This window comes from Streptomyces sp. NPDC088915 (genome assembly GCF_044749825.1).
Classification (GTDB): Bacteria; Actinomycetota; Actinomycetes; order Streptomycetales; family Streptomycetaceae; genus Streptomyces.
Map to the genome: position 1 here is coordinate 210,503 of NZ_JBIVIR010000017.1, position 26,286 is coordinate 236,788.

The 26,286-nt window shown below is 72.3% G+C and carries 26 protein-coding genes; 23 read left to right on the forward strand and 3 right to left on the reverse strand.

What is annotated here, in order from left to right; translation table 11 throughout:
• Positions 1-36: 36 nt before the first annotated feature.
• Positions 37-1,395 carry a replication-associated recombination protein A gene (locus tag ACIP5O_RS28765; protein ID WP_401298274.1) on the forward strand — a complete coding sequence of 453 codons (1,359 nt, stop codon included), beginning with the start codon at positions 37-39 and terminating at the stop codon, positions 1,393-1,395.
• A 6-nt stretch (positions 1,396-1,401) separates the two neighbouring features.
• Here the strand turns inward: ACIP5O_RS28765 and ACIP5O_RS28770 are convergent, their stop codons facing one another.
• Entirely contained in the window at positions 1,402-2,097 is a 696-nt protein-coding gene (locus ACIP5O_RS28770; RefSeq protein WP_401298209.1) for a DUF2470 domain-containing protein, read from the reverse strand.
• A gap of 206 nt (positions 2,098-2,303) precedes the next feature.
• Here ACIP5O_RS28770 and rpsD point away from each other — a divergent pair, with 206 nt between their 5' ends.
• Positions 2,304-2,918, forward strand: a complete 615-nt coding sequence (gene rpsD / locus ACIP5O_RS28775) for a 30S ribosomal protein S4 (protein ID WP_030214918.1) — start codon at positions 2,304-2,306, stop codon at positions 2,916-2,918.
• 28 nt (positions 2,919-2,946) lie between these two features.
• Here rpsD and ACIP5O_RS28780 read toward each other — a convergent pair whose 3' ends face one another.
• Complete coding sequence (locus ACIP5O_RS28780; protein ID WP_401298213.1) at positions 2,947-5,190, reverse strand: ATP-binding protein; 2,244 nt, start codon at positions 5,188-5,190, stop codon at positions 2,947-2,949.
• A gap of 157 nt (positions 5,191-5,347) precedes the next feature.
• On the opposite strand from ACIP5O_RS28780, the gene ACIP5O_RS28785 reads away from it, so the two are divergent.
• The 15 genes from ACIP5O_RS28785 to nusB all read left to right on the forward strand — a co-directional run bounded on the left by ACIP5O_RS28785 (position 5,348) and on the right by nusB (position 19,076).
• Positions 5,348-5,785, forward strand: coding sequence for a DUF948 domain-containing protein (locus tag ACIP5O_RS28785; protein ID WP_356548988.1), 438 nt, complete (start codon positions 5,348-5,350; stop codon positions 5,783-5,785).
• 6 nt (positions 5,786-5,791) lie between these two features.
• Entirely contained in the window at positions 5,792-6,145 is a 354-nt protein-coding gene (locus tag ACIP5O_RS28790) for a DUF6167 family protein (protein WP_401298216.1), read from the forward strand.
• The gene (gene alaS / locus ACIP5O_RS28795) at positions 6,145-8,814 is read left to right on the forward strand and encodes an alanine--tRNA ligase (RefSeq protein ID WP_401298219.1); all 2,670 of its coding nucleotides are present in this window, start codon (positions 6,145-6,147) and stop codon (positions 8,812-8,814) included. Before ACIP5O_RS28790 ends, alaS begins: the two co-directional genes overlap by 1 nt.
• 2 nt (positions 8,815-8,816) lie before the next feature.
• On the forward strand, positions 8,817-9,281 hold the full coding sequence (ruvX, locus tag ACIP5O_RS28800) for a Holliday junction resolvase RuvX (RefSeq protein ID WP_123954413.1): 465 nt from the start codon (positions 8,817-8,819) through the stop codon (positions 9,279-9,281).
• 101 nt (positions 9,282-9,382) lie between these two features.
• Positions 9,383-11,185 (forward strand): endolytic transglycosylase MltG, encoded by a 1,803-nt coding sequence (gene mltG, locus ACIP5O_RS28805; protein ID WP_401298222.1) that lies wholly within the window; start codon positions 9,383-9,385, stop codon positions 11,183-11,185.
• Entirely contained in the window at positions 11,182-12,009 is an 828-nt protein-coding gene (locus ACIP5O_RS28810) for a shikimate dehydrogenase (RefSeq protein ID WP_401298224.1), read from the forward strand. The genes mltG and ACIP5O_RS28810 overlap by 4 nt, the downstream gene beginning before the upstream one ends.
• Before the next feature lie 43 nt (positions 12,010-12,052).
• Positions 12,053-12,277, forward strand: a complete 225-nt coding sequence (locus ACIP5O_RS28815; RefSeq protein WP_401298227.1) for a hypothetical protein — start codon at positions 12,053-12,055, stop codon at positions 12,275-12,277.
• Positions 12,278-12,390: 113 nt separating this feature from the next.
• A complete protein-coding gene (gene aroC, locus ACIP5O_RS28820) occupies positions 12,391-13,575 on the forward strand; it encodes a chorismate synthase (RefSeq protein ID WP_401298229.1) in 1,185 nt (394 codons plus the stop codon).
• The gene (locus ACIP5O_RS28825) at positions 13,572-14,093 is read left to right on the forward strand and encodes a shikimate kinase (protein WP_401298231.1); all 522 of its coding nucleotides are present in this window, start codon (positions 13,572-13,574) and stop codon (positions 14,091-14,093) included. Before aroC ends, ACIP5O_RS28825 begins: the two co-directional genes overlap by 4 nt.
• Positions 14,090-15,187 (forward strand): 3-dehydroquinate synthase, encoded by a 1,098-nt coding sequence (gene aroB, locus ACIP5O_RS28830; protein ID WP_401298233.1) that lies wholly within the window; start codon positions 14,090-14,092, stop codon positions 15,185-15,187. Before ACIP5O_RS28825 ends, aroB begins: the two co-directional genes overlap by 4 nt.
• Positions 15,184-15,630 (forward strand): type II 3-dehydroquinate dehydratase, encoded by a 447-nt coding sequence (gene aroQ / locus ACIP5O_RS28835; RefSeq protein WP_356548980.1) that lies wholly within the window; start codon positions 15,184-15,186, stop codon positions 15,628-15,630. The genes aroB and aroQ overlap by 4 nt, the downstream gene beginning before the upstream one ends.
• A gap of 122 nt (positions 15,631-15,752) precedes the next feature.
• Complete coding sequence (locus ACIP5O_RS28840) at positions 15,753-16,817, forward strand: AAA family ATPase (protein WP_401298236.1); 1,065 nt, start codon at positions 15,753-15,755, stop codon at positions 16,815-16,817.
• Positions 16,818-16,900: 83 nt separating this feature from the next.
• Positions 16,901-18,013: an aminopeptidase P family protein gene (locus tag ACIP5O_RS28845; RefSeq protein ID WP_125667159.1), complete on the forward strand. Its 1,113-nt coding sequence runs from the start codon at positions 16,901-16,903 to the stop codon at positions 18,011-18,013.
• Between the two features lie 56 nt (positions 18,014-18,069).
• The gene (gene efp, locus ACIP5O_RS28850; protein ID WP_125667160.1) at positions 18,070-18,636 is read left to right on the forward strand and encodes an elongation factor P; all 567 of its coding nucleotides are present in this window, start codon (positions 18,070-18,072) and stop codon (positions 18,634-18,636) included.
• Between the two features lie 2 nt (positions 18,637-18,638).
• Positions 18,639-19,076 carry a transcription antitermination factor NusB gene (gene nusB, locus ACIP5O_RS28855; protein ID WP_356548977.1) on the forward strand — a complete coding sequence of 146 codons (438 nt, stop codon included), beginning with the start codon at positions 18,639-18,641 and terminating at the stop codon, positions 19,074-19,076.
• Between the two features lie 214 nt (positions 19,077-19,290).
• Here the strand turns inward: nusB and bldD are convergent, their stop codons facing one another.
• The gene (bldD, locus tag ACIP5O_RS28860; protein ID WP_030355502.1) at positions 19,291-19,791 is read right to left on the reverse strand and encodes a transcriptional regulator BldD; all 501 of its coding nucleotides are present in this window, start codon (positions 19,789-19,791) and stop codon (positions 19,291-19,293) included.
• A gap of 244 nt (positions 19,792-20,035) precedes the next feature.
• Between bldD and pyrR the strand changes: the two genes are divergently transcribed.
• From pyrR to carB, 6 genes are all read left to right on the forward strand, one after another.
• Complete coding sequence (pyrR, locus tag ACIP5O_RS28865) at positions 20,036-20,614, forward strand: bifunctional pyr operon transcriptional regulator/uracil phosphoribosyltransferase PyrR (RefSeq protein ID WP_125667162.1); 579 nt, start codon at positions 20,036-20,038, stop codon at positions 20,612-20,614.
• Positions 20,615-20,697: 83 nt separating this feature from the next.
• Complete coding sequence (locus tag ACIP5O_RS28870) at positions 20,698-21,687, forward strand: aspartate carbamoyltransferase catalytic subunit (protein ID WP_356548976.1); 990 nt, start codon at positions 20,698-20,700, stop codon at positions 21,685-21,687.
• Positions 21,688-21,689: 2 nt separating this feature from the next.
• A complete protein-coding gene (locus ACIP5O_RS28875; protein ID WP_401298244.1) occupies positions 21,690-22,976 on the forward strand; it encodes a dihydroorotase in 1,287 nt (428 codons plus the stop codon).
• Positions 22,973-23,545 (forward strand): hypothetical protein, encoded by a 573-nt coding sequence (locus ACIP5O_RS28880; RefSeq protein ID WP_401298247.1) that lies wholly within the window; start codon positions 22,973-22,975, stop codon positions 23,543-23,545. The genes ACIP5O_RS28875 and ACIP5O_RS28880 overlap by 4 nt, the downstream gene beginning before the upstream one ends.
• Positions 23,542-24,705: a glutamine-hydrolyzing carbamoyl-phosphate synthase small subunit gene (gene carA / locus ACIP5O_RS28885; RefSeq protein WP_401298250.1), complete on the forward strand. Its 1,164-nt coding sequence runs from the start codon at positions 23,542-23,544 to the stop codon at positions 24,703-24,705. The genes ACIP5O_RS28880 and carA overlap by 4 nt, the downstream gene beginning before the upstream one ends.
• Positions 24,698-26,286, forward strand: a 1,589-nt coding sequence (gene carB / locus ACIP5O_RS28890; RefSeq protein ID WP_401298253.1) for a carbamoyl-phosphate synthase large subunit, incomplete at its 3' end; no start/stop codon positions are given. The genes carA and carB, both read left to right, overlap by 8 nt.

Consider the following 26,286-nt stretch of genomic DNA (forward strand, 5'->3'; position numbering starts at 1 on the left):
CTCCGTTGTCGGCGGCGTGACCTAGGCTTCATGAACGTGGAGCCCGACCTCTTTACCGCAGCCGCCGAAGACCGCCAGGAGAAGGACCCGTCCAGCAGCCCGCTGGCCGTCCGGATGCGCCCCCGCACCCTCGACGAGGTGGTGGGGCAGCAGCACCTGCTCAAGCCCGGGTCGCCGCTGCGCCGGCTCGTGGGGGACGGCGACGGCGGCCCCGCCGGCGCCTCCTCCGTGATCCTCTGGGGCCCGCCGGGCATCGGGAAGACCACCCTGGCGTACGTCGTCTCGAAGGCCACGAACAAGCGGTTCGTGGAGCTGTCCGCGATCACCGCCGGCGTCAAGGAGGTCCGGGCCGTCATCGACGGGGCCCGGCGCGCGGTGGGCGGCTACGGCAAGGAGACCGTCCTCTTCCTCGACGAGATCCACCGCTTCTCCAAGGCCCAGCAGGACTCCCTCCTGCCGGCCGTCGAGAACCGCTGGGTGACGCTGATCGCCGCCACCACCGAGAACCCGTACTTCTCGGTGATCTCCCCGCTCCTCTCCCGCTCGCTGCTCCTCACCCTGGAGCCGCTGACCGACGAGGACCTCAGGGGCCTGCTCGCCCGGGCGCTCACGGACGAGCGCGGACTCGGCGGGGCCGTGACCCTGCCGGAGGACGCCGAGGCCCACCTCCTGCGGGTCGCGGGCGGCGACGCCCGCCGCGCCCTGACCGCCCTGGAGGCCGCCGCCGGCGCGGCGATCGCCAAGGGGGAGGCGGAGATCACCCTCCAGACGGTCGAGGAGACCGTCGACCGGGCGGCCGTGAAGTACGACCGGGACGGCGACCAGCACTACGACGTGGCCAGCGCCCTCATCAAGTCGATCCGGGGCTCGGACGTGGACGCGGCCCTGCACTACCTGGCACGGATGATCGAGGCGGGGGAGGACCCGCGCTTCATCGCGCGGCGCCTGATGATCTCCGCGAGCGAGGACATCGGCCTCGCCGATCCGAACGCCCTGCCGATCGCCGTGGCCGCCGCCCAGGCCGTCGCCATGATCGGCTTCCCCGAGGCGGCGCTGACCCTGAGCCACGCCACCATCGCCCTGGCCCTGGCCCCGAAGTCGAACGCGGCGACGACCGCGATCGGCGCCGCCCTCGCGGACGTGCGGGGCGGCCTCGCGGGCCCGGTCCCGGCGCACCTGCGCGACGGCCACTACAAGGGCGCGGCCAAGCTCGGCCACGCGCAGGGCTACGTCTACCCGCACGACGTGCCGGGCGGCATCGCGGCCCAGCAGTACGCCCCGGACACGATCCACGGCCGCCGGTACTACGAGCCCACCCGCCACGGCGGGGAGGCGAGGTACGCGGACGTGGTGGAGTGGACGCGGGCGCGCCTGAAGGGCGACGAGCGGCAGTAGACGCGCTCAGGCGCGGGCGGCCTCGAAGAGCCGGTGCATCTCGCGGCGCAGCTCCGCGACCTCCCGCACGGGCTCGGGGAAGTCGAAGCGGGCGTCGAAGCAGTCCCCGGGGCCCGCGCTGAAGCGGACCCGCAGGCCGAAGCGGTCGAGGGCGAGCGGGGCCACGTCCCGGGTGGGGACGAGGGCGGCCGAGCGCTCGCCGAGCAGCGAGGTCAGCTCCCGCAGCCGGTCGCCGTGGGCCGCCGCCAGGTGCTGGAGCAGCTCCGTCTCGTGGGCGTGCAGCGGATCGGGCGCAGCGGCGGCGAACTCCTCCGCGTCGATCCCGGCGGTGCCCCACAGGTCGTCCACGCGCGCCTCCCCGACCTCCAGGCGCAGCATCATGCGGCCCTTCTCGGCGACACCGGGCAGACAGGTGAGCCAGCCGGAGACCCAGGCGCGGCCCCGGATGCGGTGGGGGACGGAGACGGGGGCCACGTCCGTGAGCTCCAGGACGACCGGCAGCTCGTCGTCCTGGGCGTGCGTGGCGGCCCGTACGGGCGGGGCGTCGGCGGCGTAGAGCAGGAAGATCTCACCGTCGGGCCCCACGGCCCGCGCCTCGGGCGCGAGCTGCTCGGGCCGGTGCCCCTCGGCCCCCGGAATCAGCAGGACGCCGGAGCATGTACTCTGTACGAGAGTTCGTGTGCGCTCGGCTGCTGACGGCATCCGCGCGATTTCAAGTCCGCTGGGACGCGGCTGACCATGAGCTGATCGGACCTCCGTCGTATCGATGCCATCCAGGGCTTCATCCATGGAATGGGCGTCGTTCTTTGTGTTGCCGTCCGTGATGCGCGTGGTGTTCCCCGGGCGAGACATGCGATCTCCTTGAGTAAGGTGAGCCTAACCTAACCTACAACGGAGGTCTGGAGAACGTGCCTAACCAGTCGCGTCCCAAGGTCAAGAAGTCCCGTGCGCTCGGTATCGCGCTGACGCCGAAGGCCGTCAAGTACTTCGAGGCCCGCCCGTACCCGCCGGGCGAGCACGGCCGTGGTCGCAAGCAGAACTCGGACTACAAGGTCCGTCTGCTCGAGAAGCAGCGCCTGCGCGCCCAGTACGACATCAGCGAGCGCCAGATGGCCCGCGCCTACGACCGCGCCAAGAAGGCCGAGGGCAAGACGGGCGAGGCGCTGGTCGTCGAGCTCGAGCGTCGCCTCGACGCCCTGGTCCTGCGTTCGGGCATCGCCCGCACCATCTACCAGGCCCGCCAGATGGTCGTCCACGGCCACATCCAGGTCAACGGCCAGAAGGTCGACAAGCCGTCCTTCCGCGTCCGTCCGGACGACGTCGTCATGGTCCGCGAGCGCAGCCGCACCAAGCCGCTGTTCGAGGTCGCCCGTGAGGGTGGCTTCGCCGCCGACGGCGAGACCCCCCGCTACCTCCAGGTCAACCTGAAGGCGCTGGCGTTCCGCCTCGACCGCGACCCGAACCGCAAGGAGATCCCGGTCATCTGCGACGAGCAGCTGGTCGTCGAGTACTACGCCCGCTGACGCAGGCGCGGTACCACCCACGCGGTGTTCAGCCCGCCGCTTCCCCGCCCTTTCCGGTGGGGGAGCCGGCGGGCTTCCGCGTTCCCGGGACCTCCGCCGACCGGCCCGTACGGAACGGGCGCGGCGCCGCGGGGCCGCCCGCGGCCGGATCCCGGCGCCCGGCCAGCGCACGCTCCACCACCGCGTCCGGCGAGAGCCCCCGGCCCTCCCGGAACGCCTCCTCGTACGCCCGCGGACCCAGCGCCTCGCGCGCCCGCCCCTCGCACAGCTCCCTCGGGCCGCCGAACGACTCCGAGCCGAAGAGCCGGACGCCCACCGTGTCCCACATCGGCACCGCCGCCCCCTGGAGCACCGCCGCCTCCACCGGATCCCCCTCGCTCGCCGTCACGAGCGCGAGCAGCTCGACCGCCAGGACGAGCCCCACCAGGTCGTGGAAGGCGTGGTTGATCGAGACGCACGCGGTCAGCAGCTCCCGCGCCTCCCCGTACGCGTCCCGGGTCCACGCCGCGTACGCCAGGACGTAGAGCGCGTACGCCCGCGTCCACAGCTCCCCGCGCTCCTCGCAGATCTCCCGGACCTCCCGGCAGAGGGCGACCGCCCCCTCCAGATCACCCCGGAAGGCCCGCGCCATCGCCACCTCGACCCGGCCCATCAGCACGTTGCTGTTCAGCTCGCCCAGCTCCCGGTAGGAATCGAGCGCCCGCCCGATCAGCTCCTCCGCACGCGCCGTGTCGTCCGTGAGCAGCGCCAGACAGCCCATCCGGTGCGTCGCGTACGCCTCCGCCAGCGCGTTCCCCGAGGACCCGGCCCGCTCCCCGCACTCGTGGAGCGCCGCCACCGCCGCCGTGCCGTCCCCCTGGAGGATCGCCACGTACCCGAGCACCCACAGCGCCTTCAACCGCGCCTCCTGGTGCCCGGGTTCGAGCGCCAGAGCCCGGTCCAGCCAGTACCGGCCCTCCGAGAGGCGCCCGCAGCCCGCCCAGGCGAACCAGAGCGTGCCCGCCAGGTGCTGGGCGAGGTGCGCGTCCTCCGGCAGCTCCAGACACAGCTCCAGGGCGGCCCGCAGATCGGGCAGCGCCACGTCCGTGCGCGCCGCCACCTCCGCCTGGCGCGGACTGAACCACTCCAGCTCGCACCAGGTGGCCAGGCCCATGTACCAGTCGCGGTGCCGGCGCCGCATCCGCTCCGTGTCGCCGAGCGCCGCCAGCCACTCCGCCCCGTACGCGGCGACCGTGCCCAGCATCCGGTAGGCGGGGCCCGCCGGCGTGTCCTCCCGCGACACGAGGGACTGCGCGAGCAACCCCCCGAGCAGGTCCAGGATCCGCTCCGGCGGCAGCTCGCGGCCCCCGCACACGTACTCCACCGCCTCCAGGTCGAAGGGCCCGGCGAACACCGAGAGCCGCGCCCAGAGCAGCCGCTCCCTCGGCGTGCACAGCTCGTGGCTCCAGCCGATCGCCGTCCGCAGCGCCCGGTGGCGGGGGAGCGCCCCGCGCTCGCCGTCCGCGAGGAGCCGGAAGCGGTCGTCGAGCCGGAGCAGCACCTGCTCGGGGGAGAGCAGGGGCAGCCGCCCGGCGGCCAGTTCGAGGGCGAGCGGAATCCCGTCGAGCCGACGGCACAACTCCCTGACGACTTCGGTGACTTCGGATGCTACGGGCGCTGCGGGTGCTACGGCTTCTACGGGGATCGCGAGGCCGGAGCCCGCGACCGCGCCGCTCGTGTACGTCGGCGTGCCCTCCGGGAGCGCCGCGCCCGCCTCCGCCGCCCGTTCCGCGAGGAGCGCCACCGCGTCCGCCTCGTCCATCGGGGCCAGCGGGAACACCGTCTCGCCCGCCACCCGCAGGGGCCTGCGCCCGGCCGCGAGGACGGTGAGCCCGGGCGCGTGCGCGAGCAGCTCCCGCACCAGCGGGGCGCAGCTCTCCACCAGGTGCTCGAAGCCGTCGAGCACCAGCAGGACGTGCCGCTCCGCGAGGTGCTCCACCAGGGCCTCGCGCGGCGGCCTCGGCGTGTGGTCCGTCAGACCGAGCGCCTCGGCCAGGGCGTGCGCCACCAGGTCCGGATCGCGCAGCGGCGCCAGATCGGCGAGCCGCACCCCGTCGCCGTAGCGTTTCTGCGCCCCCGCGGCCGTCCGCAGCGCGAGCCGCGTCTTGCCGACCCCGCCCACACCCACGACCGTGACCAGGCGGGACGTCCCGAGGAGCGCCGCCAGTGCGGCCTGCTCGGCGGCCCGTCCGACGAACCGGTTCAGCTCCGCCGGGAGATTGCTCCGTCGCATGGGACACGGAGCGTACTCACCCGCGCGCACCGCGTACAACCGGATCCCGTGACGGGCGCTTCGCGCACGGTAATGCGGTACGGCGCGACGGCCCGGGCGCGATAGGGTCGGGGGACGACTTTTCACAAGGCCCAACGACAGCAGAGAGCGGTGCAGCGTGACCGGTGGAGAGGTTGCCGGGATCCTGGTGGCCGTCTTCTGGGCGATCCTCGTCTCCTTCCTCGCCGTGGCGTTGGCGAGACTGGCGCAGACGCTCAGGGCGACCACCAAGCTCGTGGCGGACGTGACGGAGCAGGCCGTTCCCCTGCTCGCCGAGGCCTCCGCGACCGTGCGCTCGGCGCAGACCCAGCTCGACCGGGTCGACGCCATCGCCTCGGACGTCCAGGAGGTCACCTCCAACGCCTCCGCGCTCTCCACCACCGTCGCCTCCACCTTCGGCGGCCCGCTCGTCAAGGTGGCCGCCTTCGGCTACGGCGTGCGCCGGGCGCTCGGCCGGAGCCGGGACGGGGAGGAGGCGCCGCGCGCCTCCGCGCGCCGCACTGTGATCGTCGGCCGCACCGTGCCGTCCGCGCGACGGCGGAAGCAGAAGGGCTGAGCCGCGATGTTCCGCCGCACGTTCTGGTTCACGGCCGGCGCAGCCGCCGGCGTGTGGGCCACCAGCAAGGTCAACCGGAAGCTGAAGCAGCTGACCCCCGAGAGCCTCGCGGCCCAGGCCGCGAACAAGGCCGTCGAAGCCGGCCACCGGCTCAAGGACTTCGCCCTCGACGTGAGGGCGGGCATGGTCCAGCGGGAGGCCGAACTGGGGGAGGCGCTCGGACTCGACGCCTCCGCCGACCCGGCCGCCGCACAGGGCCGGGAGCTTCCGGAGCCCCGCCGCAGGACCGAGCTCGGTCCCGTCACACCTTCGTACTTCACCCCGCCTACGCGTTCGTACAACCGGAATGAGGACCACTGATGGAGTCGGCTGAAATCCGCCGCCGCTGGCTGAGCTTCTTCGAGGAGCGCGGGCACACCGTCGTCCCTTCGGCGTCGCTCATCGCGGACGACCCGACTCTGCTCCTCGTCCCCGCCGGCATGGTGCCCTTCAAGCCCTACTTCCTGGGCGAGGTCAAGCCGCCCTTCTCGCGCGCCTCCAGCGTGCAGAAGTGCGTGCGCACCCCCGACATCGAAGAGGTCGGCAAGACCACCCGCCACGGCACGTTCTTCCAGATGTGCGGCAACTTCTCCTTCGGCGACTACTTCAAGGAAGGCGCCATCAAGCTCGCCTGGGAGCTGCTGACCACCCCGGTGGAGCACGGCGGCTACGGGCTGGAGCCGGAGAAGCTCTGGATCACCGTCTACCAGGAGGACGACGAGGCCGAGCAGATCTGGCGCGACGTCGTCGGCGTCCCCGCCGAGCGCATCCAGCGCCTCGGCAAGAAGGACAACTACTGGTCCATGGGCGTCCCCGGCCCCTGCGGCCCCTGCTCCGAGATCAACTACGACCGCGGCCCCGAGTTCGGCGTCGAGGGCGGCCCGGCCGTCAACGACGAGCGGTACGTGGAGATCTGGAACCTGGTCTTCATGCAGTACGAGCGCGGGGAGGGCTCCGACAAGGAGGACTTCCCGATCCTCGGCGAGCTGCCGTCGAAGAACATCGACACGGGTCTCGGCCTGGAGCGCCTGGCGATGATCCTCCAGGGCGTCCAGAACATGTACGAGACGGACACCCTCAAGGTCGTCATCGACAAGGCCACCGAGCTGACCGGCGTCCAGTACGGCAGGAGCCACGAGAGCGACGTCTCGCTCCGCGTGGTCGCCGACCACATGCGCACCTCCGTCATGCTCATCGGCGACGGCGTCACCCCCGGCAACGAGGGCCGCGGCTACGTGCTGCGCCGCATCATGCGCCGCGCCGTCCGCAACATGCGCCTGCTCGGCGCCACCGGCCCGGTCGTCCAGGACCTCGTCGACACCGTGATCGACACGATGGGCGAGCAGTACCCGGAGCTGGTCACCGACCGCAAGCGCATCGAGACCGTCGCCCTCGCCGAAGAGGCCGCCTTCCTGAAGGCCCTCAAGGGCGGCACCAACATCCTCGACACCGCCGTCACCGAGACCAGGGCCTCCGGCGGCACGGTCCTCTCCGGCGACAAGGCGTTCCTGCTCCACGACACCTGGGGCTTCCCGATCGACCTCACCCTGGAGATGGCCGCCGAGCAGGGCCTCTCCGTGGACGAGGACGGCTTCCGCCGCCTGATGAAGGAGCAGCGGGACCGGGCCAAGGCCGACGCCAAGGCCAAGAAGACCGGCCACGCCGACATGACCGCGTACCGGGAGATCGCCGACACCAGCGGCGCCACCCGGTTCACCGGCTACACCAACACCGAGGGCGAGACCACGGTCGTCGGCCTCCTCGTCAACGGCGTCCCCTCGCCGGCCGCCACCGAGGGCGACGAGGTCGAGGTGGTCCTCGACCGCACCCCGTTCTACGCCGAGGGCGGCGGCCAGATCGCCGACCAGGGCCGCATCAAGCTGCACAGCGGCGCCGTCATCGACATCCGCGACGTGCAGCAGCCGGTCCCGGGCGTCTCGGTGCACAAGGGCTCCGTCCAGGTCGGCGAGGTGACCGTGGGCGCCACCGCCTACGCCGCCATCGACGTGCGCCGCCGCCGGGCCATCGCCCGCGCCCACTCGGCCACCCACCTCACCCACCAGGCCCTGCGCGACGCCCTCGGCCCGACGGCCGCCCAGGCCGGTTCCGAGAACCAGCCCGGCCGCTTCCGCTTCGACTTCGGCTCGCCGAACGCCGTCCCCGGCACCGTCCTCACCGACGTCGAGCAGAAGATCAACGAGGTCCTCTCGCGCGAGCTGGAGGTCCACGCCGAGGTCATGCCGATCGACGAGGCCAAGCGCCAGGGCGCCATCGCCGAGTTCGGCGAGAAGTACGGCGAGCAGGTCCGCGTCGTCACCATCGGCGACTTCTCCAAGGAGCTGTGCGGCGGCACCCACGTCCACAACACCGCCCAGCTCGGTCTGGTGAAGCTGCTCGGCGAGTCCTCCATCGGCTCCGGCGTGCGCCGCATCGAGGCCCTCGTCGGCGTCGACGCGTACAACTTCCTCGCCAAGGAGCACACGGTCGTCGCCCAGCTCCAGGAGCTGGTCAAGGGCCGCCCCGAGGAGCTGCCGGAGAAGATCTCCGCCATGCTCGGCAAGCTGAAGGACGCCGAGAAGGAGATCGAGAAGTTCCGCGCGGAGAAGGTCCTCCAGGCCGCCGCCGGCCTCGTCGACTCCGCCCGCGACGTCCGCGGCGTCGCCCTGGTCACCGGCCGGGTCCCGGACGGCACCACCGCCGACGACCTGCGCAGGCTGGTCCTCGACGTGCGCGGCCGCGTCTCGGGCGGCCGCCCGGCCGTCGTCGCCCTGTTCACCACCGTCAACGGCAAGCCGCTGACGGTCATCGCCACCAACGAGGCCGCCCGCGAGCGCGGCCTCAAGGCCGGCGAGCTGGTCCGCACGGCCGCCAAGACCCTCGGCGGCGGTGGCGGCGGCAAGCCGGACGTCGCCCAGGGCGGCGGCCAGAACCCGGAGGCCGTCGGCGAGGCCATCGCCGCCGTCGAGCGCCTCGTGGTGGAGACGGCGTGACGATGCGCCGCGGCCGCCGCATCGCGGTGGACGTCGGGGACGCCCGGATCGGGGTCGCCTCGTGCGACCCCGACGGGGTCCTCGCCACGCCGGTGGAGACCGTGCCGGGACGCGACGTCCCGGCCGCCCACCGGCGCCTCCGCCAGATCGTCGAGGAGTACGAGCCGATCGAGGTCGTCGTGGGCCTGCCCCGCTCGCTCAGCGGGCGGGAGGGCCCGGCCGCGACCAAGGTCCGCGCCTTCGCCCGGGAGATGGCGAAGGGCATCGCCCCCGTGCCGGTCCGGCTGGTCGACGAGCGGATGACGACGGTCACCGCCACCCAGGGCCTGCGGGCCTCCGGGGTGAAGTCGAAGAAGGGCCGGTCGGTCATCGACCAGGCCGCCGCCGTGATCATCCTTCAGAACGCCCTTGAGTCCGAACGGGTATCGGGTAATCCTCCCGGTGAGGGCGTCGAAGTGGTCATCTGATCGCGATACGGTAACGTTCCGCGCGATGCGGCGGTGTTCGAACAGCTGCCGTACTACGTAGAGGCGGATCGTCCGGAAGCCTCGCGGCTGTTTGGGGATCGATGACTGAGTATGGCCGGGGCCCGGGCTCCGAACCGTGGCACCCCGAGGACCCGCTCTACGGGGACCAGGGGTGGGAGGGCCGACAGCAGTACCCGCATCCGCAGCAGGCGAGCCCGTACGAGCAGGGCGGCCACGGTCACCAGGACCCGTACGCGCAGGGCGGCCAGGGGTACGGGGGCGACCCGTACCAGCAGCACGAGCCGCAGGCCTACGCAGATCCGCAGTACCAGCAGCAGCACTACCAGCCGCAGTACCGGCAGCAGCAGCCGTACGACCAGCAGCAGTACCAGCAGCAGTACGGGGCGGAGCACCAGGGCGGTTACGACACGCCCGAGCACCTCGGACAGCAGTACGACGGGAGCTGGGAGTCCGGCCAGGCGGCGATGGCGTACGGCGCGCCCCCGGCCGATCCGTACGGCGGCCAGAACCCGGACCTGTACGGCACGCCCGAGGCCTACCCGCCGCCCCGGCCCCCCGGCCACCGGCAGGACCCGCCGGAGCCGGTGGCCGACTGGGCGCCGGAGGAGGAGCCGCGCCGGGAACCGGAACCGGAGGAGGAGAATCATCCCTTCTTCACCGGCGGGGACGACCGCGGCGCCGGGCGTGGCGGAAGAGACGACCGCGACGACGACTACGACGACGCGTACGACGAGGAGCCGGCGCGCGGCCGGGGCTCCCGCGGCGACGACCGCGACCGCCGTGGCAAGGACAAGAAGCGCAAGGGCAAGAACGGCGTGGCCTGTCTGGTCGTCGCCGTCGTCCTGGTCGGCGGCGTCGGCGGCGTCGGCTACTTCGGCTACCAGTTCTGGCAGGGCCGGTTCGCCGAGGTGCCGGACTACGCGGGCAGCGGCAGCGGCGAGGTCCAGGTCGAGATCCCGAAGGGGTCGTACGGCTCCGACATCGGCAACATCCTGAAGAAGGCCGGCGTCGTCAAGAGCGTCGACGCCTTCACCTCGGCGCAGCTCAAGAACCCCAAGGGCAATTCGATCCAGGCCGGCGTCTACACGCTGAAGAAGGAGATGTCGGCGGAGAGCGCCGTCACCCTGATGCTCGACCCGGCGAGCCAGGCCAACCTCGTCATCCCCGAGGGCAAGCGGAACGTCTGGGTCTACGAGACGCTCGACCAGCGCCTGGACCTCAAGCCCGGCACCACCAAGGAGGTCGCGCTCGCGAAGGCGGACTCCCTGGGCCTGCCCGAGTGGGCCAAGCAGCACCCCGACATCAAGGACCCGCTGGAAGGATTCCTCTTCCCGGCGAGCTATCCGGTCGCGAAGGGCGGCAAGCCCGAGGACGCCCTGCGCAAGATGGTGGCCCGCGCGAACCAGGAGTACGGGAAGCTGGGCCTGGACGGGAAGGCGAAGGCGGTCGGCCTCAAGGGGCCCTGGGAACTGCTGACGGTGGCGAGCCTCGTGCAGGTCGAGGGCAAGTACAAGCACGACTTCGACAAGGTCGCGCGGGTGGTCTACAACCGGCTCAAGCCCGGCAACATGGAGACCGTGGGCCGCCTGGAGTTCGACTCGACGGTGAACTACCTCAAGGGGCAGAGCACCCTCGACGTCGGCACGGTCGAGGACATGCGCAAGATCGACGACCCGTACAACACGTACAAGGTGACCGGACTCGTCCCCGGGCCCATCAGCAACCCCGGCATGGAGGCGCTCCAGTCCGCGATCAGCCCCGCGGCCGGCCCGTGGTACTACTTCGTCTCGATCAACGAGGACAAGACCGTCTTCTCCGTGACGAACGAGGAGCACAACCGGAACGTCGCGGAGTACGAGAAGCAACGGAAGCAGGGACAGTGAGCAAGCAGCGCCGCGCGGCGGTCCTGGGATCGCCCATCGCCCACTCCCTCTCCCCGGTCCTGCACCGCGCCGCGTACGCCGAACTCGGCCTCCACGACTGGTCGTACGAGCGCTTCGAGGTCGACGAGGCGGCCCTTCCGGGGTTCGTGGGCGAGCTGGACGGCAGCTGGGCCGGGCTCTCGCTGACCATGCCGCTCAAGCGGGCGATCATCCCGCTGCTCGACGAGGTCGGCGACACGGCCGCGTCCGTGGAGGCCGTCAACACCGTCGTCCTCCACGAGGACGGACGGCGGACCGGCGACAACACCGACGTCCCCGGCATGATCGCCGCCCTGCGCGAGCGGGGCGTCGAGAAGGTGGAGGCCGCCGCCGTCCTCGGCGCCGGCGCCACCGCCTCCTCCGCGCTCGCCGCCCTCGCCCGCATCTGCGCCGGTCCCGTCACCGCGTACGTACGGAGCGAGGCGCGGGCCGAGGAGATGCGCGGCTGGGGCGAGCGGCTCGGCGTGGACGTGCGCACCGCCGACTGGGAGCGCGCGGCGGAGGCCTTCGATGCCCCGCTGGTCATCGCGACCACCCCCGCCGGCACGACGAACGCCCTGGCCACCGCCGTCCCGGACGCCGTCGGCACCCTCTTCGACGTCCTCTACGACCCCTGGCCGACCCCGCTGGCCGCCGCCTGGTCCGACCGCGGCGGCGAGGTCGTCGGCGGCCTCGACCTCCTCGTCCACCAGGCCGTCCTCCAGGTCGAGCTGATGACGGGCCGCGCGCCCGCCCCGCTCGCGGCCATGAGGGCGGCGGGGGAGCGGGCGCTGGCCGCCCGGTAGGCTCCCGTCGGCGCCGGGGACCGACCGGCGCCCAAGGGGGGACATGAACGGGGACACACTGCTGGCGTCCAGGTGGGACGCGGCCTTCGACCTGGCGCGCTTTCTGTACGTGGGGTTCTTCAGCGACCTGCCCGCGTGGGTGCGGTACACCGTCCTCGGGCTCGGCGGCTCGACCGCCGCGTACAGCCTCCTCTCCCGGCTGCGAAACAGGTCCGTCGATCCGGACGCTGGAGAAACCGTCCCGGAGTCCGAGACTCCCGTCCGATAGCTGGACGGGGGTCCAAGGGGGCGCTCCGGACGTGGGAGGATCGGGGGTGGCGGGCCAGGGCCGCGCACCCGGGCGCGCCGTCGCAGTGCCAGGCGCGAGCATGAGGAGCATCGTTGAGCAGGTTGCGTTGGCTGACGGCCGGCGAATCCCACGGACCCGCGCTGGTCGCGACCCTTGAGGGTCTGCCCGCCGGTGTCCCGGTCACCACGGAGCTGGTGGCGGACCACCTCGCGCGGCGACGCCTCGGCTACGGACGCGGCGCCCGCATGAAGTTCGAGCAGGACGAGATCACCTTCCTCGGCGGCGTCCGGCACGGACTCTCCCTCGGCTCCCCGATCGCCGTCATGGTCGGCAACACCGAGTGGCCCAAGTGGGAGAAGGTCATGTCGGCCGACCCGGTCGACCCCTCGGAGCTCAAGGAGACGGGCCGCAACGCGCCCCTGACCCGGCCCCGGCCCGGCCACGCCGACCTCGCCGGCATGCAGAAGTACGGCTTCGACGAGGCCCGGCCGATCCTGGAGCGCGCCAGCGCCCGCGAGACCGCCGCCCGCGTCGCCCTCGGCGCCGTCGCCCGCTCCTTCCTCAAGGAGGCCGCCGGCATCGAGATCGTCTCCCACGTGGTCGAGCTCGCCGCCGCCAAGGCCCCGTACGGCGTCTACCCGACCCCGGCGGACGTGGAGAAGCTCGACGCCGACCCGGTCCGCTGCCTCGACGCCGACGCGTCGAAGGCGATGGTCGCCGAGATCGACCAGGCCCACAAGGACGGCGACACCCTCGGCGGCGTCGTCGAGGTCCTCTCCTACGGCGTGCCCGTCGGCCTCGGCTCGCACGTCCACTGGGACCGGCGCCTCGACGCCCGGCTCGCCGCCGCCCTCATGGGCATCCAGGCCATCAAGGGCGTCGAGGTCGGCGACGGCTTCGAGCTCGCCCGCGTGCCCGGATCCAAGGCCCACGACGAGATCGTCAGGACCGACGAGGGCATCCGCCGCTCCTCCGGCCGCTCCGGCGGCACCGAGGGCGGCCTCACCACCGGCGAGCTGCTGCGCGTCCGCGCCGCGATGAAGCCGATCGCGACCGTCCCGCGCGCCCTGGCCACCGTCGACGTCGCCACCGGCGAGGCCGCGGCCGCCCACCACCAGCGCTCCGACGTCTGCGCCGTCCCCGCCGCCGGCATCGTCGCCGAGGCCATGGTCGCGCTCGTCCTCGCGGACGCCGTCCTGGAGAAGTTCGGCGGCGACAGCGTCCCCGAGACCCGGCGCAACGTGCGCTCGTACCTCGACAACCTGCGCATCCGGTGACCGCCGGACCCCTGGTCGTCCTCGTCGGACCGATGGGCTCCGGCAAGTCCACGGTGGGCGCGCTCCTGGCCGAACGCCTCGGCGCGCCCTACCGGGACACCGACGCCGACATCGTCGCCGCCGAGGGACGCGAGATCTCCGACATCTTCGTCGAGGACGGCGAGGAGCACTTCCGCGCCCTGGAGCGGGCCGCCGTCGCCCGGGCCGTCGCCGAGCACGAGGGCGTCCTCGCCCTCGGCGGCGGCGCGGTCCTCGACGCCGGCACCCGCGAACTGCTCGCCGGGCTGCCCGTCGCGTACCTCTCCATGGACGTCGAGGAGGCGGTCCGCCGCGTCGGCCTCAACACCGCGCGGCCGCTGCTCGCCGTCAACCCGCGCCGCCAGTGGCGCGAGCTGATGGAGGCGCGCCGCCACCTCTACACCGAAGTCGCCCGGGCCGTCGTCGCCACCGACGACCGCACCCCCGAAGAGGTCGCGGACGCGGTCCTCTCGGCACTGGAAATCAAGAAGGAAGCATGACGACGGACCAGGACGTGACCCGCATCCACGTGGCCGGCAGCGCGGGCACGGATCCGTACGAGGTGCTCGTCGGCCGGCAGCTCCTCGGCGAGCTCCCCACCCTGATCGGCGACCGGGCCAAGCGGGTCGCCGTGATCCACCCCGAGGCGCTCGCCGACACCGGCGAGGCGCTGCGCGCCGACCTCGCGGACCAGGGCTACGAGGCGGTCGCCATCCAGGTGCCGAACGCCGAGGAGGCCAAGACCGCCGAGGTCGCCGCCTACTGCTGGAAGGCCCTGGGCCAGACCGGCTTCACCCGTACCGACGTCGTCGTCGGCGTCGGCGGCGGCGCCACCACCGACCTGGCCGGCTTCGTCGCCGCGACCTGGCTGCGGGGCGTGCGCTGGATCGCCGTGCCGACCACCGTCCTCGCGATGGTCGACGCGGCCGTCGGCGGCAAGACGGGCATCAACACCGCCGAGGGCAAGAACCTCGTCGGCGCCTTCCACCCGCCCGCCGGGGTCCTCTGCGACCTCGCGGCCCTCGACTCGCTCCCGGTCCACGACTACGTCAGCGGCCTCGCGGAGATCATCAAGGCCGGCTTCATCGTCGACCCGGTGATCCTCGACCTCATCGAGGAGGACCCGCAGGCCGCCCGCACCCCGGCCGGACCGCACACCGCCGAACTGCTCGTCCGCTCGATCAAGGTCAAGGCCGAGGTCGTCTCCGGCGACCTCAAGGAGTCCGGCCGCCGCGAGATCCTCAACTACGGCCACACCCTCGCCCACGCCATCGAGAAGAACGAGCGCTACAAGTGGCGCCACGGCGCCGCCGTCTCCGTCGGCATGGTCTTCGCCGCCGAACTCGGCCGCCTCGCCGGGCGCCTCGACGACGCCACCGCCGACCGGCACCGCGCGATCCTGGAGTCCGTCGGCCTGCCGCTCAGCTACCGCGGCGACCAGTGGCCCAAGCTCCTGGAGACCATGAAGGTCGACAAGAAGTCCCGCGGCGACCTGCTGCGGTTCATCGTGCTCGACGGGCTCGCCAAGCCCACCGTCCTGGAGGGCCCCGACCCGGCCGTCCTCATCGCGGCCTACGGCGAGGTGTCGGCGTGAGCGAGCCGCGTCCGGTACTGGTGCTCAACGGCCCCAACCTGGGCCGTCTCGGCTCCCGCGAGCCCGACATCTACGGCGCCACCTCCTACAAGGGACTCGTCGAGTCCTGCCGCACCCTCGGCGCGGAGCTCGGCTTCGACGTCGAGGTGCGGGAGACCAACGACGAGGGCGAGATGATCCGCTGGCTCCACGAGGCGGCCGACGGCTCGGTCCCGGTGGTCATCAATCCCGGGGCGTTCACGCACTACTCGTACGGGATGAGGGACGCGGCCGCCCAGCGGACGGCGCCGCTCATCGAGGTGCACATCTCGAACCCGTACGCCCGCGAGGAGTTCCGGCACACCTCGGTGATCGCGGCCGTGGCGACCGGGACGGTCGCCGGGTTCGGCATCGGCTCCTACCGGCTGGCGCTGCGGGCGCTCGCCGAGGAACTGTCCGACTGACGGGGCACCGGGAAGCGCCCCCGGCCGTTCCCCCTGTGGGGGCCGGGGGCGGTAACGTTCCGCCGTCCGGGTACACGACCGGTCCCGGACGACAACAGGCGTACGAGACGGAGTGGCACCGGATGCAGCACGCAGTGGGGGGTCCGCTGCCACCGCACGAGCGGCCGGGCGGGACGCCCGGCCCCGTTCCCGGGGCGGGAGACGGCGGCCGACCGCCCGGACCGGCGGACACCTCCTATCCGGCACCGGGGACGGGACCGGGCGCCGGCCCCCGCCTCGGCGTCCATCCGGCCGTCCCGCACGGGACGGCCGCGCCCCGGCACCCGGCCCCGCCGCCGCCCCCGGCGCCTCCGCGCACGGCCTCCCCGCACCCGCAGGCCCCGTCCTCCCCCGCGGGGCCGGGACCGGGAGGGCAGGGATGGGGCACGGGCGCCTCCGGCGGCATACCCGGCCACCAGGGGTCCGGGCACGCCCCGGCGCCCCGGCCGCTCGCCGTCCCCCAGCCCCTCGCGGCCCCCCAGTACCCCGCCGCCCCGCCGCCCCACCGCGCCGAGCCCACCGGGCACGTCCCGCTGCCGCCCGTGGGCGCGCCCCTCGCGCCGCCCGTGGAGCACGGGGCCGGGACCGGCGGCGCGACCCTGGCCGTGCTGCTCATCGGCCCCGCCGGGGCCGGCAAGACGACCGTCGCCCGGCACTGGGCGCAGCGCCGCCGCGTGCCCACCGCGCACATCAGCCTCGACGACGTCCGCGAATGGGTCTGCTCCGGCTTCGCCGACCCGCAGTCCGGATGGAACGAGCACTCCGAGGCGCAGTACCGGCTCGCCCGCCGCACCTGCGGCTTCGCCGCGCGCAACTTCCTCGCCAACGGCATCTCCTGCATCGTCGACGACGCCGTCTTCCCGGACCGGCCCGTCGTCGGCCTCGGCGGCTGGAAGCGCCACGTCGGCCCCGGCCTGCTGCCCGTCGTCCTCCTGCCCGGCCTGGAGGTCGTCCTGGAGCGCAACGCCCAGCGCAGCGGCAACCGGCGCCTCTCGGACGAGGAGGTCGCCGCCATCCACGGCCGGATGGCCGGCTGGTACGGCTCGGGCCTGCCGATCATCGACAACTCCACGTACGACGTCGAGACCACCGCCCGCGTCCTGGACGACGTCCTCGCCCGCGCGATCGCGAGCCCGCCCACCTGGTGAGCCCGTGCCCGTCGCGGCCTCCGGAGCGCCCGGTCGGCCGTTCCGAACAGGCCGTCGCGGCCCGCTCCTCGTAGGCTCGGAGCATGTCAGAGGTGTATGCGGACCGCCGTGTACGGCTGCGCGACCGGTGCGCGGCCGCGGGCAGCCCGGCGGCCCTGGTCTCCCGCCCCGCCAACGTCCGCTATCTCGCGGGCGGCTCCCCGCCGGGCGCCGTCCTGCTCGTCGGCCCCGAACCGGAGGCGGACGTCCTGCTCCGCCCCGTCGCGCCCGGGGACGAACCGGCCGACGGGCGGCTCGACGAACTGCTCCGGCAGCAGGTCCTGCCCACCGGGGGAGGGGACCCGGCCGTCGCCGCCGTCGACCTCGCCCGCCGCACGGGCGCCGACGCGCTCGCCGTCGAGGAGCACCACCTGACGGTGGCCCGGCACCGGGCCATGGGCGCCGTCGCCTCGGGACCCCGCCTCACCGACCTCGACTGCGCCGTGGAGCAGCTCAGGATCGTCAAGGACGAGGACGAGATCGCCTGCCTCCGGATCGCCGCCGAGATCGCCGACCAGGCCCTCGGGGAGCTCCTCGAATCCATCCTGGTGGGGCGGACCGAACGCCACCTCGCCCTGGAGCTGGAGCGCCGGCTCGTCGACCACGGCGCCGACGGGGCCGCCTTCCCCACCTCGGTCGCGACCGGGCCGCACTCCGGCCGCCGGGGCCACCGGCCCACCGACCGCCGGGTCGAGGAGGGCGATTTCCTCTCCGTCTGCCTCGGCGCCGACTACCGCGGCTACCGCTGCGAGATCGGCCGCACGTTCGTCATCGGCACCACCCCCGCCGCGTGGCAGATCGAGCTGTACGAGCTCGTCTTCGCCGCTCAGCGGGCAGGACGGGAGTCCCTCGTGCCCGGCGCCGAGTACCGGGACGTGGACCGGGCGGCCCGCCGGATCCTGAAGGCGGCGGGGCACGCGGAGGCCGCCGTCCCCCTCACCGGGCACGGTGTGGGGCTCGAAATCGACGAGGACCCGCAGCTGTCACCCTCGGCCATGGGTAAACTGGACGCTTGTGTGCCGGTCACCGTCGAACCGGGGGTCCACCTCCCGGGCCGGGGCGGGGTCCGGATCGATGACACGCTCGTCGTGCGCCAGGAGGCGGACGGCGGACCCGAGCTACTCACCATCACGACCAAGGAGCTGCTCGCGCTCTAGGGCGCACATGCCTCCCCGGTCCCACGTCAGTCCAGAGTCCAGGAGATTCCGCAACCGTGGCTTCCACGAACGACCTCAAGAACGGCATGGTGCTCAAGCTCGAAGGCGGCCAGCTCTGGTCCGTCGTCGAGTTCCAGCACGTCAAGCCCGGCAAGGGCCCGGCCTTCGTGCGCACCAAGCTCAAGAACGTGCTCTCCGGGAAGGTCGTCGACAAGACCTTCAACGCGGGCGTGAAGGTCGAGACGGCCACCATCGACCGTCGTGACATGCAGTTCTCCTACATGGACGGCGACTACTTCGTCTTCATGGACATGGAGACGTACGACCAGCTGATGGTCGAGCGCAAGGCCGTCGGCGACGCCGCGAACTTCCTGGTCGAGGGCTTCACCGCCTCCGTCGCGCAGCACGAGGGCTCGGTGCTCTACGTCGAGCTCCCCGCCGCCGTCGTCCTGTCGATCCAGCACACCGACCCGGGCGTCCAGGGCGACCGCTCCACCGGTGGCACCAAGCCCGCCACGCTGGAGACCGGCCACGAGATCCAGGTCCCGCTCTTCGTCACCACCGGTGAGAAGGTCAAGGTCGACACGCGCACCAGCGACTACCTCGGCCGGGTGAACGACTAACCGTGGCCGCTCGGAGCAAGGCCCGCAAGCGCGCCTTCCAGATCCTCTTCGAGGCCGACCAGCGCGGCGCCTCCGTGCAGGAGGTCCTCGCGGACCAGGTCCGGTACGCGCGCTCGGACGACCGGCAGCCGCCGGTCAACGAGTTCACCATGCAGCTGGTGGAGGGGTACGCGTCCCACGTGGCGCGGATCGACGAGCTCATCGCGACCTACGCGGTGGACTGGGACCTCGACCGGATGCCCGCCGCCGACCGGAACATCGTGCGCCTCGGCGCGTACGAGCTGATCTGGGAGGACGGCACGCCGGACGCAGTCGTGATCGACGAGGCGGTGCAGCTCGCCAAGGAGTTCTCCACCGACGAGTCGCCGGCCTTCGTCAACGGCCTCCTGGCGCGCTTCAAGGACCTGAAGCCGCGTCTGCGCCGGGACGTGGACGCCTGAGTCCCGCCCGTACCCGGTAGTCGAAGGGGCCCGCGGCACCGAGTGTGCCGCGGGCCCCTTCGGCCTGTTCCGGGGCCCTCCGGCGCCCTTTCGGCACCCGGGAGCCCCTGCGGCCCCGGGAGCGCCCCGTACGGGCCCGGAAAGCACGAGATCCGTGGACGTCGTCGACGTCCACGGATCCGGCGGTACGTTTCTGCTGGGCCCTCCGAAGGGGTCAGCCCTCCTCGTGGGCGACCGCGCGGCGCGCGTCCGCGTCCAGCACGCCCCAGCTGATGAGCTGCTCGGTGAGGACCGAGGGGGACTGGTCGTAGATGACGGCGAGGGTGCGCAGGTCGTCCTGGCGGATCGACAGCACCTTGCCGTTGTAGTCGCCGCGCTGCGACTGGATCGTCGCGGCGTAGCGCTGGAGCGGGCCGGCCTTCTCCTGCGGGACGTGGGCCAGGCGCTCCAGGTCCAGGACCAGCTTCGGCGGCGGCTCGGCGGCCCCGCCCGGCGTCGTGCCCGGCAGGAGCTCCTGCACCGGCACGCCGTAGAAGTCCGCCAGCTCGGCAAGGCGCTGCACGGTCACGGCGCGGTCGCCCCGCTCGTACGAGCCGACCACCACGGCCTTCCAGCGGCCCTGGGACTTCTCCTCCACCCCGTGGAGCGAGAGACCCTGCTGGGTGCGGATGGCGCGGAGTTTGGCCCCGAGCTGCTTTGCGTATTCGCTGGACATAACGCTCCCGGACGCTGTGACGACATGCGGCTGCGCCGCGCGGCTGGTAACTCACTGTGAGGTTACGCAGCGTTACACCCACCCGTCAAGCCGAAAGGTCCGTACCGCCCCCCTCCGGGGGACGGCGCCCGGAGGGGCGCCGGGGGTGTGCGGAGGGCGCCGCGCCACCCCTGGTAGGGTTGAGGCGCAAGTACGACGTCCTTTAAGAGCCGTCCCGTGAGGCGGAGAAGGAGGTCCGTTTTCCATGGACACCCGGCTGGACACCCAGCAGCAGTACGGCGACGACGCGCGGCCCGTTCTCGAAGGCCCCGACATCGCGCGGGTCCTCACCCGCATCGCCCACGAGATCGTCGAGCGCGCCAAGGGCGCCGACGACGTGGTCCTCCTCGGCATTCCCACCCGCGGCGTCTTCCTCGCCCGCCGGCTCGCCGAGAAGCTCGCCTCCATCACCGGCACCAAGGTCCCGGTCGGTTCCCTCGACATCACCATGTACCGGGACGACCTGCGGATGAAGCCCGCCCGCGCCATCGGCCGCACCGAGATCCCCGCCGACGGCATCGACGGGCGCCTCGTCGTCCTCGTCGACGACGTCCTCTTCTCCGGCCGCACCATCCGCGCCGCCCTCGACGCCCTCGGCGACATCGGCCGCCCCCGCGCCGTCCAGCTCGCCGTCCTCGTCGACCGCGGCCACCGCGAGCTGCCCATCCGCGCCGACTACGTCGGCAAGAACCTCCCCACGTCGCTGCGGGAGACGGTCAAGGTCCTGCTCGCCGAGGAAGACGGTCGCGACACCGTCCTGCTCGGCTCCAAGCCCGCCTCCTAGCCGGACCGGCTTCCCCGCCGGGGCCGGGGCACCCCCCTGCCCCCGCACGCCCGCACGCCTCCCCACCACGGAGAGAAACCCCGATGATGCGTCACCTCATCTCGGCCGCCGACCTCACCCGCGACGACGCCGTACTGATCCTCGACACCGCCGAGGAGATGGCCCGGGTGGCCGACCGGCCCATCAAGAAGCTGCCGACCCTGCGCGGCCGCACCATCTGCAACCTCTTCTTCGAGGACTCCACCCGCACCCGGATCTCCTTCGAGGCCGCCGAGAAGCGACTCTCCGCCGACGTCATCAACTTCGCGGCCAAGGGCTCCAGCGTCTCCAAGGGCGAGTCCCTCAAGGACACCGCCCAGACCCTGGAGGCCATGGGCGTCGACGCGGTCGTCATCCGGCACGGCGCCTCCGGCGCCCCGTACCGCCTCGCCACCTCCGGCTGGATCGACGCCCCCGTCGTCAACGCCGGCGACGGTACCCACCAGCACCCCACCCAGGCCCTCCTGGACGCCTTCACCATGCGCCGCCGCCTCGTCGGCCGCGACACCGGACTCGGCCAGGACCTCGCCGGCAAGCGGATCACCCTCGTCGGCGACGTCCTGCACAGCCGGGTCGCCCGCTCCAACGTCGACCTGCTGCACACCCTCGGCGCCGAGGTCACCCTGGTGGCCCCGCCCACCCTGGTCCCCGTCGGCGTCGAGACCTGGCCCTGCGAGGTCTCCTACGACCTCGACGCCGTGCTGCCGAAGTCCGACGCGGTGATGATGCTGCGCGTGCAGCGCGAGCGGATGAACGCCGCCTTCTTCCCCACCGAGCGCGAGTACTCGCGCCGCTACGGCCTCGACGGCGAGCGGATGGCGAAGATGCCCGAGCACGCCCTCGTGATGCACCCCGGCCCCATGGTCCGCGGCATGGAGATCACCGCCGAGGTCGCCGACTCCGACCGCTGCACGGTCGTCGAGCAGGTCGCCAACGGCGTCTCCGTCCGCATGGCCGTGCTCTACCTGCTCCTGGGCGGCTCCGAGCCCGCCGTCACCACCACCCCCGCCGCGCGCACCGAGGAGAACAAGTAACCATGAGCAAGATCCTGATCCGCGGGGCGAAGGTGCTGGGCGGCGAGCCGCAGGACGTCCTGATCGACGGCGAGACCGTCGCGGAGGTCGGCACGGACCTCTCCGCCGAGGGCGCGACCGTGATCGAGGCCGACGGGCAGATCCTCCTGCCGGGCCTGGTCGACCTCCACACCCACCTGCGCGAGCCCGGCCGCGAGGACTCCGAGACCGTCCTCACCGGCACCCGCGCCGCCGCCGTCGGCGGCTACACCTCCGTCTTCGCCATGGCCAACACCCACCCGGTCGCCGACACCGCCGGCGTCGTCGAGCAGGTCTACCGGCTCGGCCAGGAGCACGGCTACTGCGACGTGCAGCCCATCGGCGCCGTCACCGTCGGCCTGGAGGGCAAGAAGCTCGCCGAGCTCGGCGCCATGCACGACTCCGCCGCCGGCGTCACCGTCTTCTCCGACGACGGCAAGTGCGTCGACGACGCCGTGATCATGCGCCGCGCCCTGGAGTACGTGAAGGCCTTCGGCGGCGTCGTCGCCCAGCACGCCCAGGAGCCCCGCCTCACCGAGGGCGCCCAGATGAACGAGGGCGTCGTCTCCGCCGAGCTCGGCCTCGGCGGCTGGCCCGCCGTCGCCGAGGAGTCGATCATCGCCCGCGACGTCCTCCTCGCCGAGCACGTCGGCTCCCGCGTCCACATCTGCCACCTCTCCACCGCAGGCTCCGTCGAGATCGTCCGCTGGGCCAAGTCCCGCGGCATCGACGTCACCGCCGAGGTCACCCCGCACCACCTCCTCCTCACGGACGAGCTGGTCCGCTCGTACAACCCGGTCTACAAGGTCAACCCGCCGCTGCGCACCGAGAAGGACGTCCTCGCGCTCCGCGAGGCGCTGGCCGACGGCACGATCGACATCGTCGCCACCGACCACGCCCCGCACCCGCACGAGGACAAGGACTGCGAGTGGGCCGCGGCCGCCATGGGCATGGTCGGCCTGGAGACCGCCCTCTCCGTCGTCCAGCAGACGATGGTCGAGACCGGACTCCTCGACTGGGCGGGCGTCGCCGACCGCATGTCCTTCGCCCCCGCCCGCATCGGCCGGGCCAAGGGCCACGGACGCCCCGTCTCGGCTGGTGAGCCCGCGAACCTGACCCTGGTCGATCCGGCTTACCGTGGAGTCGTGGACCCCGCGGACTTCGCCTCCCGCAGCCGCAACACCCCGTACGAGGGCCGCGAGCTGCCGGGACGCGTCACCCACACCTTCCTGCGGGGCCGGGCAACGGTCGTGGACGGGAAGCTGGCGTGACACCACTCATCGCAATCGCCGCAGAGGCAGCCGAACAGAAGTCGGCGGAGGTGACCGACTGGGCCGGAAGGATCGGCTGGGTCGCCGGACTGCTGCTCTTCGTCGCCTTCGTGTACTGGCTCATGCGCCAGGGATGGAAGTGGCGCGGCAGCCTCCAGTCCGACCTCCCCGCACTGCCCGCCGTGCCGGAGACGGCGGGCGAGGCGAAACTGACCCTCAGCGGGCGCTACCACGGGTCCACGACCGCCGGGCAGTGGCTCGACCGGATCGTCGCCCACGGCCTCGGCACCCGCAGCCGCGTCGAGCTCACGCTCACCGACGCCGGGATCGCGGTCGTACGCCCCGGGGCGAACGACTTCTTCGTCCCGGCCGGCGCCCTGCGCGAGGCACGCCTCGACAAGGGCATCGCCGGCAAGGTCCTCGCCGAGGGCGGGCTCCTGATCGTCACCTGGGAGCACGGCGGCACCCTCCTCGACTCCGGCTTCAGGTCCGACCGCGCGGCGGAACACACCGCCTGGGTCGAGACCGTCAACTCCATGATCAACGCAACGGAAGGCATCGCACGATGACGACCTCCACCCAGGGAGGCGCCTCGCAGAGGCAGAAGGCGGCCCCCGCCGTACTCGTCCTGGAGGACGGCCGCATCTTCCGCGGCCGCGCCTACGGGGCCGTGGGGGAGACCTTCGGCGAGGCCGTGTTCTCCACCGGCATGACCGGTTACCAGGAGACGCTGACCGACCCGTCGTACCACCGTCAGGTCGTGGTCATGACGGCCCCGCACGTCGGCAACACCGGCGTCAACGACGAGGACCCCGAGTCCGGGCGCATCTGGGTCTCCGGCTACGTCGTCCGCGACCCCGCCCGCGTCTCCTCCAACTGGCGCGCGCGCCGCTCGCTCGACGAGGAGCTGGCGCGCCAGGGCGTCGTCGGGATCTCCGGCGTCGACACCCGCGCCCTCACCCGCCACCTGCGCGAGCGCGGCGCCATGCGCGTCGGCATCTTCTCCGGCGACGCCTGGACGGGCGTCCGCGACGAGGCCCTGCTCGCCAAGGTCAAGGCACAGCCCGAGATGAAGGGCGCGGACCTCTCCGCCGAGGTCGCCACCAAGGAGACGTACGTCGTCCCCGCGGTCGGCGAGAAGAAGTTCACCGTCGCCGCGATCGACCTCGGCATCAAGGGCATGACCCCGCACCGGATGGCCGAGCGCGGCATCGAGGTCCACGTCCTGCCCGCCACCGCCACCGCCGAGGACGTCTACGCCGTCCGGCCCGACGGGGTGTTCTTCTCCAACGGCCCCGGCGACCCGGCCACCGCCGACGGTCCCGTCGCCCTCATGCAGTCCGTCCTGGAGCGCGAGACGCCGCTCTTCGGCATCTGCTTCGGCAACCAGATCCTGGGCCGCGCCCTCGGCTTCGGCACGTACAAGCTGAAGTACGGCCACCGGGGCATCAACCAGCCGGTCCAGGACCGCACCACCGGCAAGGTCGAGGTCACCGCGCACAACCACGGCTTCGCCGTGGACGCGCCCCTCGACAAGGTCTCCGACACCCCCTTCGGGCGCGCCGAGGTCTCCCACGTCTGTCTCAACGACAACGTCGTGGAGGGTCTCCAGCTGCTCGACCGGCCGGCCTTCTCGGTGCAGTACCACCCCGAGGCGGCGGCGGGCCCGCACGACGCCGCGTACCTCTTCGACCGCTTCGTATCCCTCATGGAGGCCGAGCGTGCCTAAGCGCACCGATATCCAGTCCGTCCTGGTCATCGGCTCCGGCCCGATCGTGATCGGTCAGGCCGCGGAGTTCGACTACTCGGGCACCCAGGCGTGCCGGGTGTTGAAGGCCGAGGGGCTGCGGGTGATCCTGGTCAACTCCAATCCGGCCACGATCATGACCGATCCGGAGATCGCCGATGCCACGTACGTCGAGCCGATCACTCCGGAGTTCGTGGAGAAGATCATCGCCAAGGAGCGGCCGGATGCGCTGCTGCCGACCCTGGGTGGTCAGACCGCGCTGAACACCGCGATCTCCATGCACGAGCAGGGTGTGCTGGAGAAGTACGGGGTGGAGCTGATCGGCGCGAACGTGGAGGCGATCCACAAGGGCGAGGACCGTGACCTGTTCAAGGGTGTCGTGGAGGCGGTGAAGGCGAAGATCGGGCACGGCGAGTCGGCCCGTTCGGTGATCTGCCACTCGATGGACGACGTGATCAAGGGCGTCGACACCCTCGGTGGCTACCCGGTCGTGGTCCGTCCGTCCTTCACGATGGGCGGCGCGGGTTCGGGTTTCGCGCACGACGAGGAGGAGCTGCGCCGGATCGCGGGGCAGGGTCTGACGCTCTCGCCGACCACCGAGGTGCTCCTGGAGGAGTCGATCCTGGGGTGGAAGGAGTACGAGCTGGAGCTGATGCGCGACAAGAACGACAACGTCGTGGTGGTCTGCTCGATCGAGAACTTCGACCCGATGGGTGTGCACACCGGTGACTCGATCACGGTGGCGCCGGCGATGACGCTGACCGATCGCGAGTACCAGCGGCTGCGGGACATCGGTATCGCGATCATCCGTGAGGTGGGGGTGGACACCGGAGGCTGCAACATCCAGTTCGCGATCGACCCGGCCGACGGCCGGATCATCGTCATCGAGATGAACCCGCGTGTCTCCCGGTCCTCGGCGCTCGCGTCGAAGGCGACGGGTTTCCCGATTGCCAAGATCGCCGCCCGCCTCGCCGTCGGCTACACGCTGGACGAGATCCCGAACGACATCACGGAGAAGACTCCGGCGTCCTTCGAGCCCACGCTCGACTACGTGGTCGTGAAGGCTCCGCGGTTCGCGTTCGAGAAGTTCCCGGCGGCCGACTCCACGCTGACCACGACCATGAAGTCGGTGGGTGAGGCGATGGCGATCGGCCGCAACTTCACCGAGGCCCTGCAGAAGGCGCTGCGGTCGCTGGAGAAGAAGGGCTCGCAGTTCGCCTTCACCGGCGAGCCGGGCGACAAGGACGAGCTGCTGCGGGAGTCGGTGCGTCCCACCGACGGCCGGATCAACACGGTCATGCAGTCGATCCGGGCCGGTGCCACCCCGCAGGAGGTCTTCGACGCCACGAAGATCGACCCCTGGTTCGTCGACCAGCTCTTCCTGATCAAGGAGATCGCCGACGAGCTGGCCGCCGCCGAGAAGCTCGACCCGGAGATCCTGGCCGAGGCCAAGCGCCACGGCTTCTCCGACGCCCAGATCGCCGAGATCCGGGGCCTGCGCGAGGACGTCGTGCGCGAGGTCCGGCACGCGCTCGGGGTTCGTCCGGTCTACAAGACGGTGGA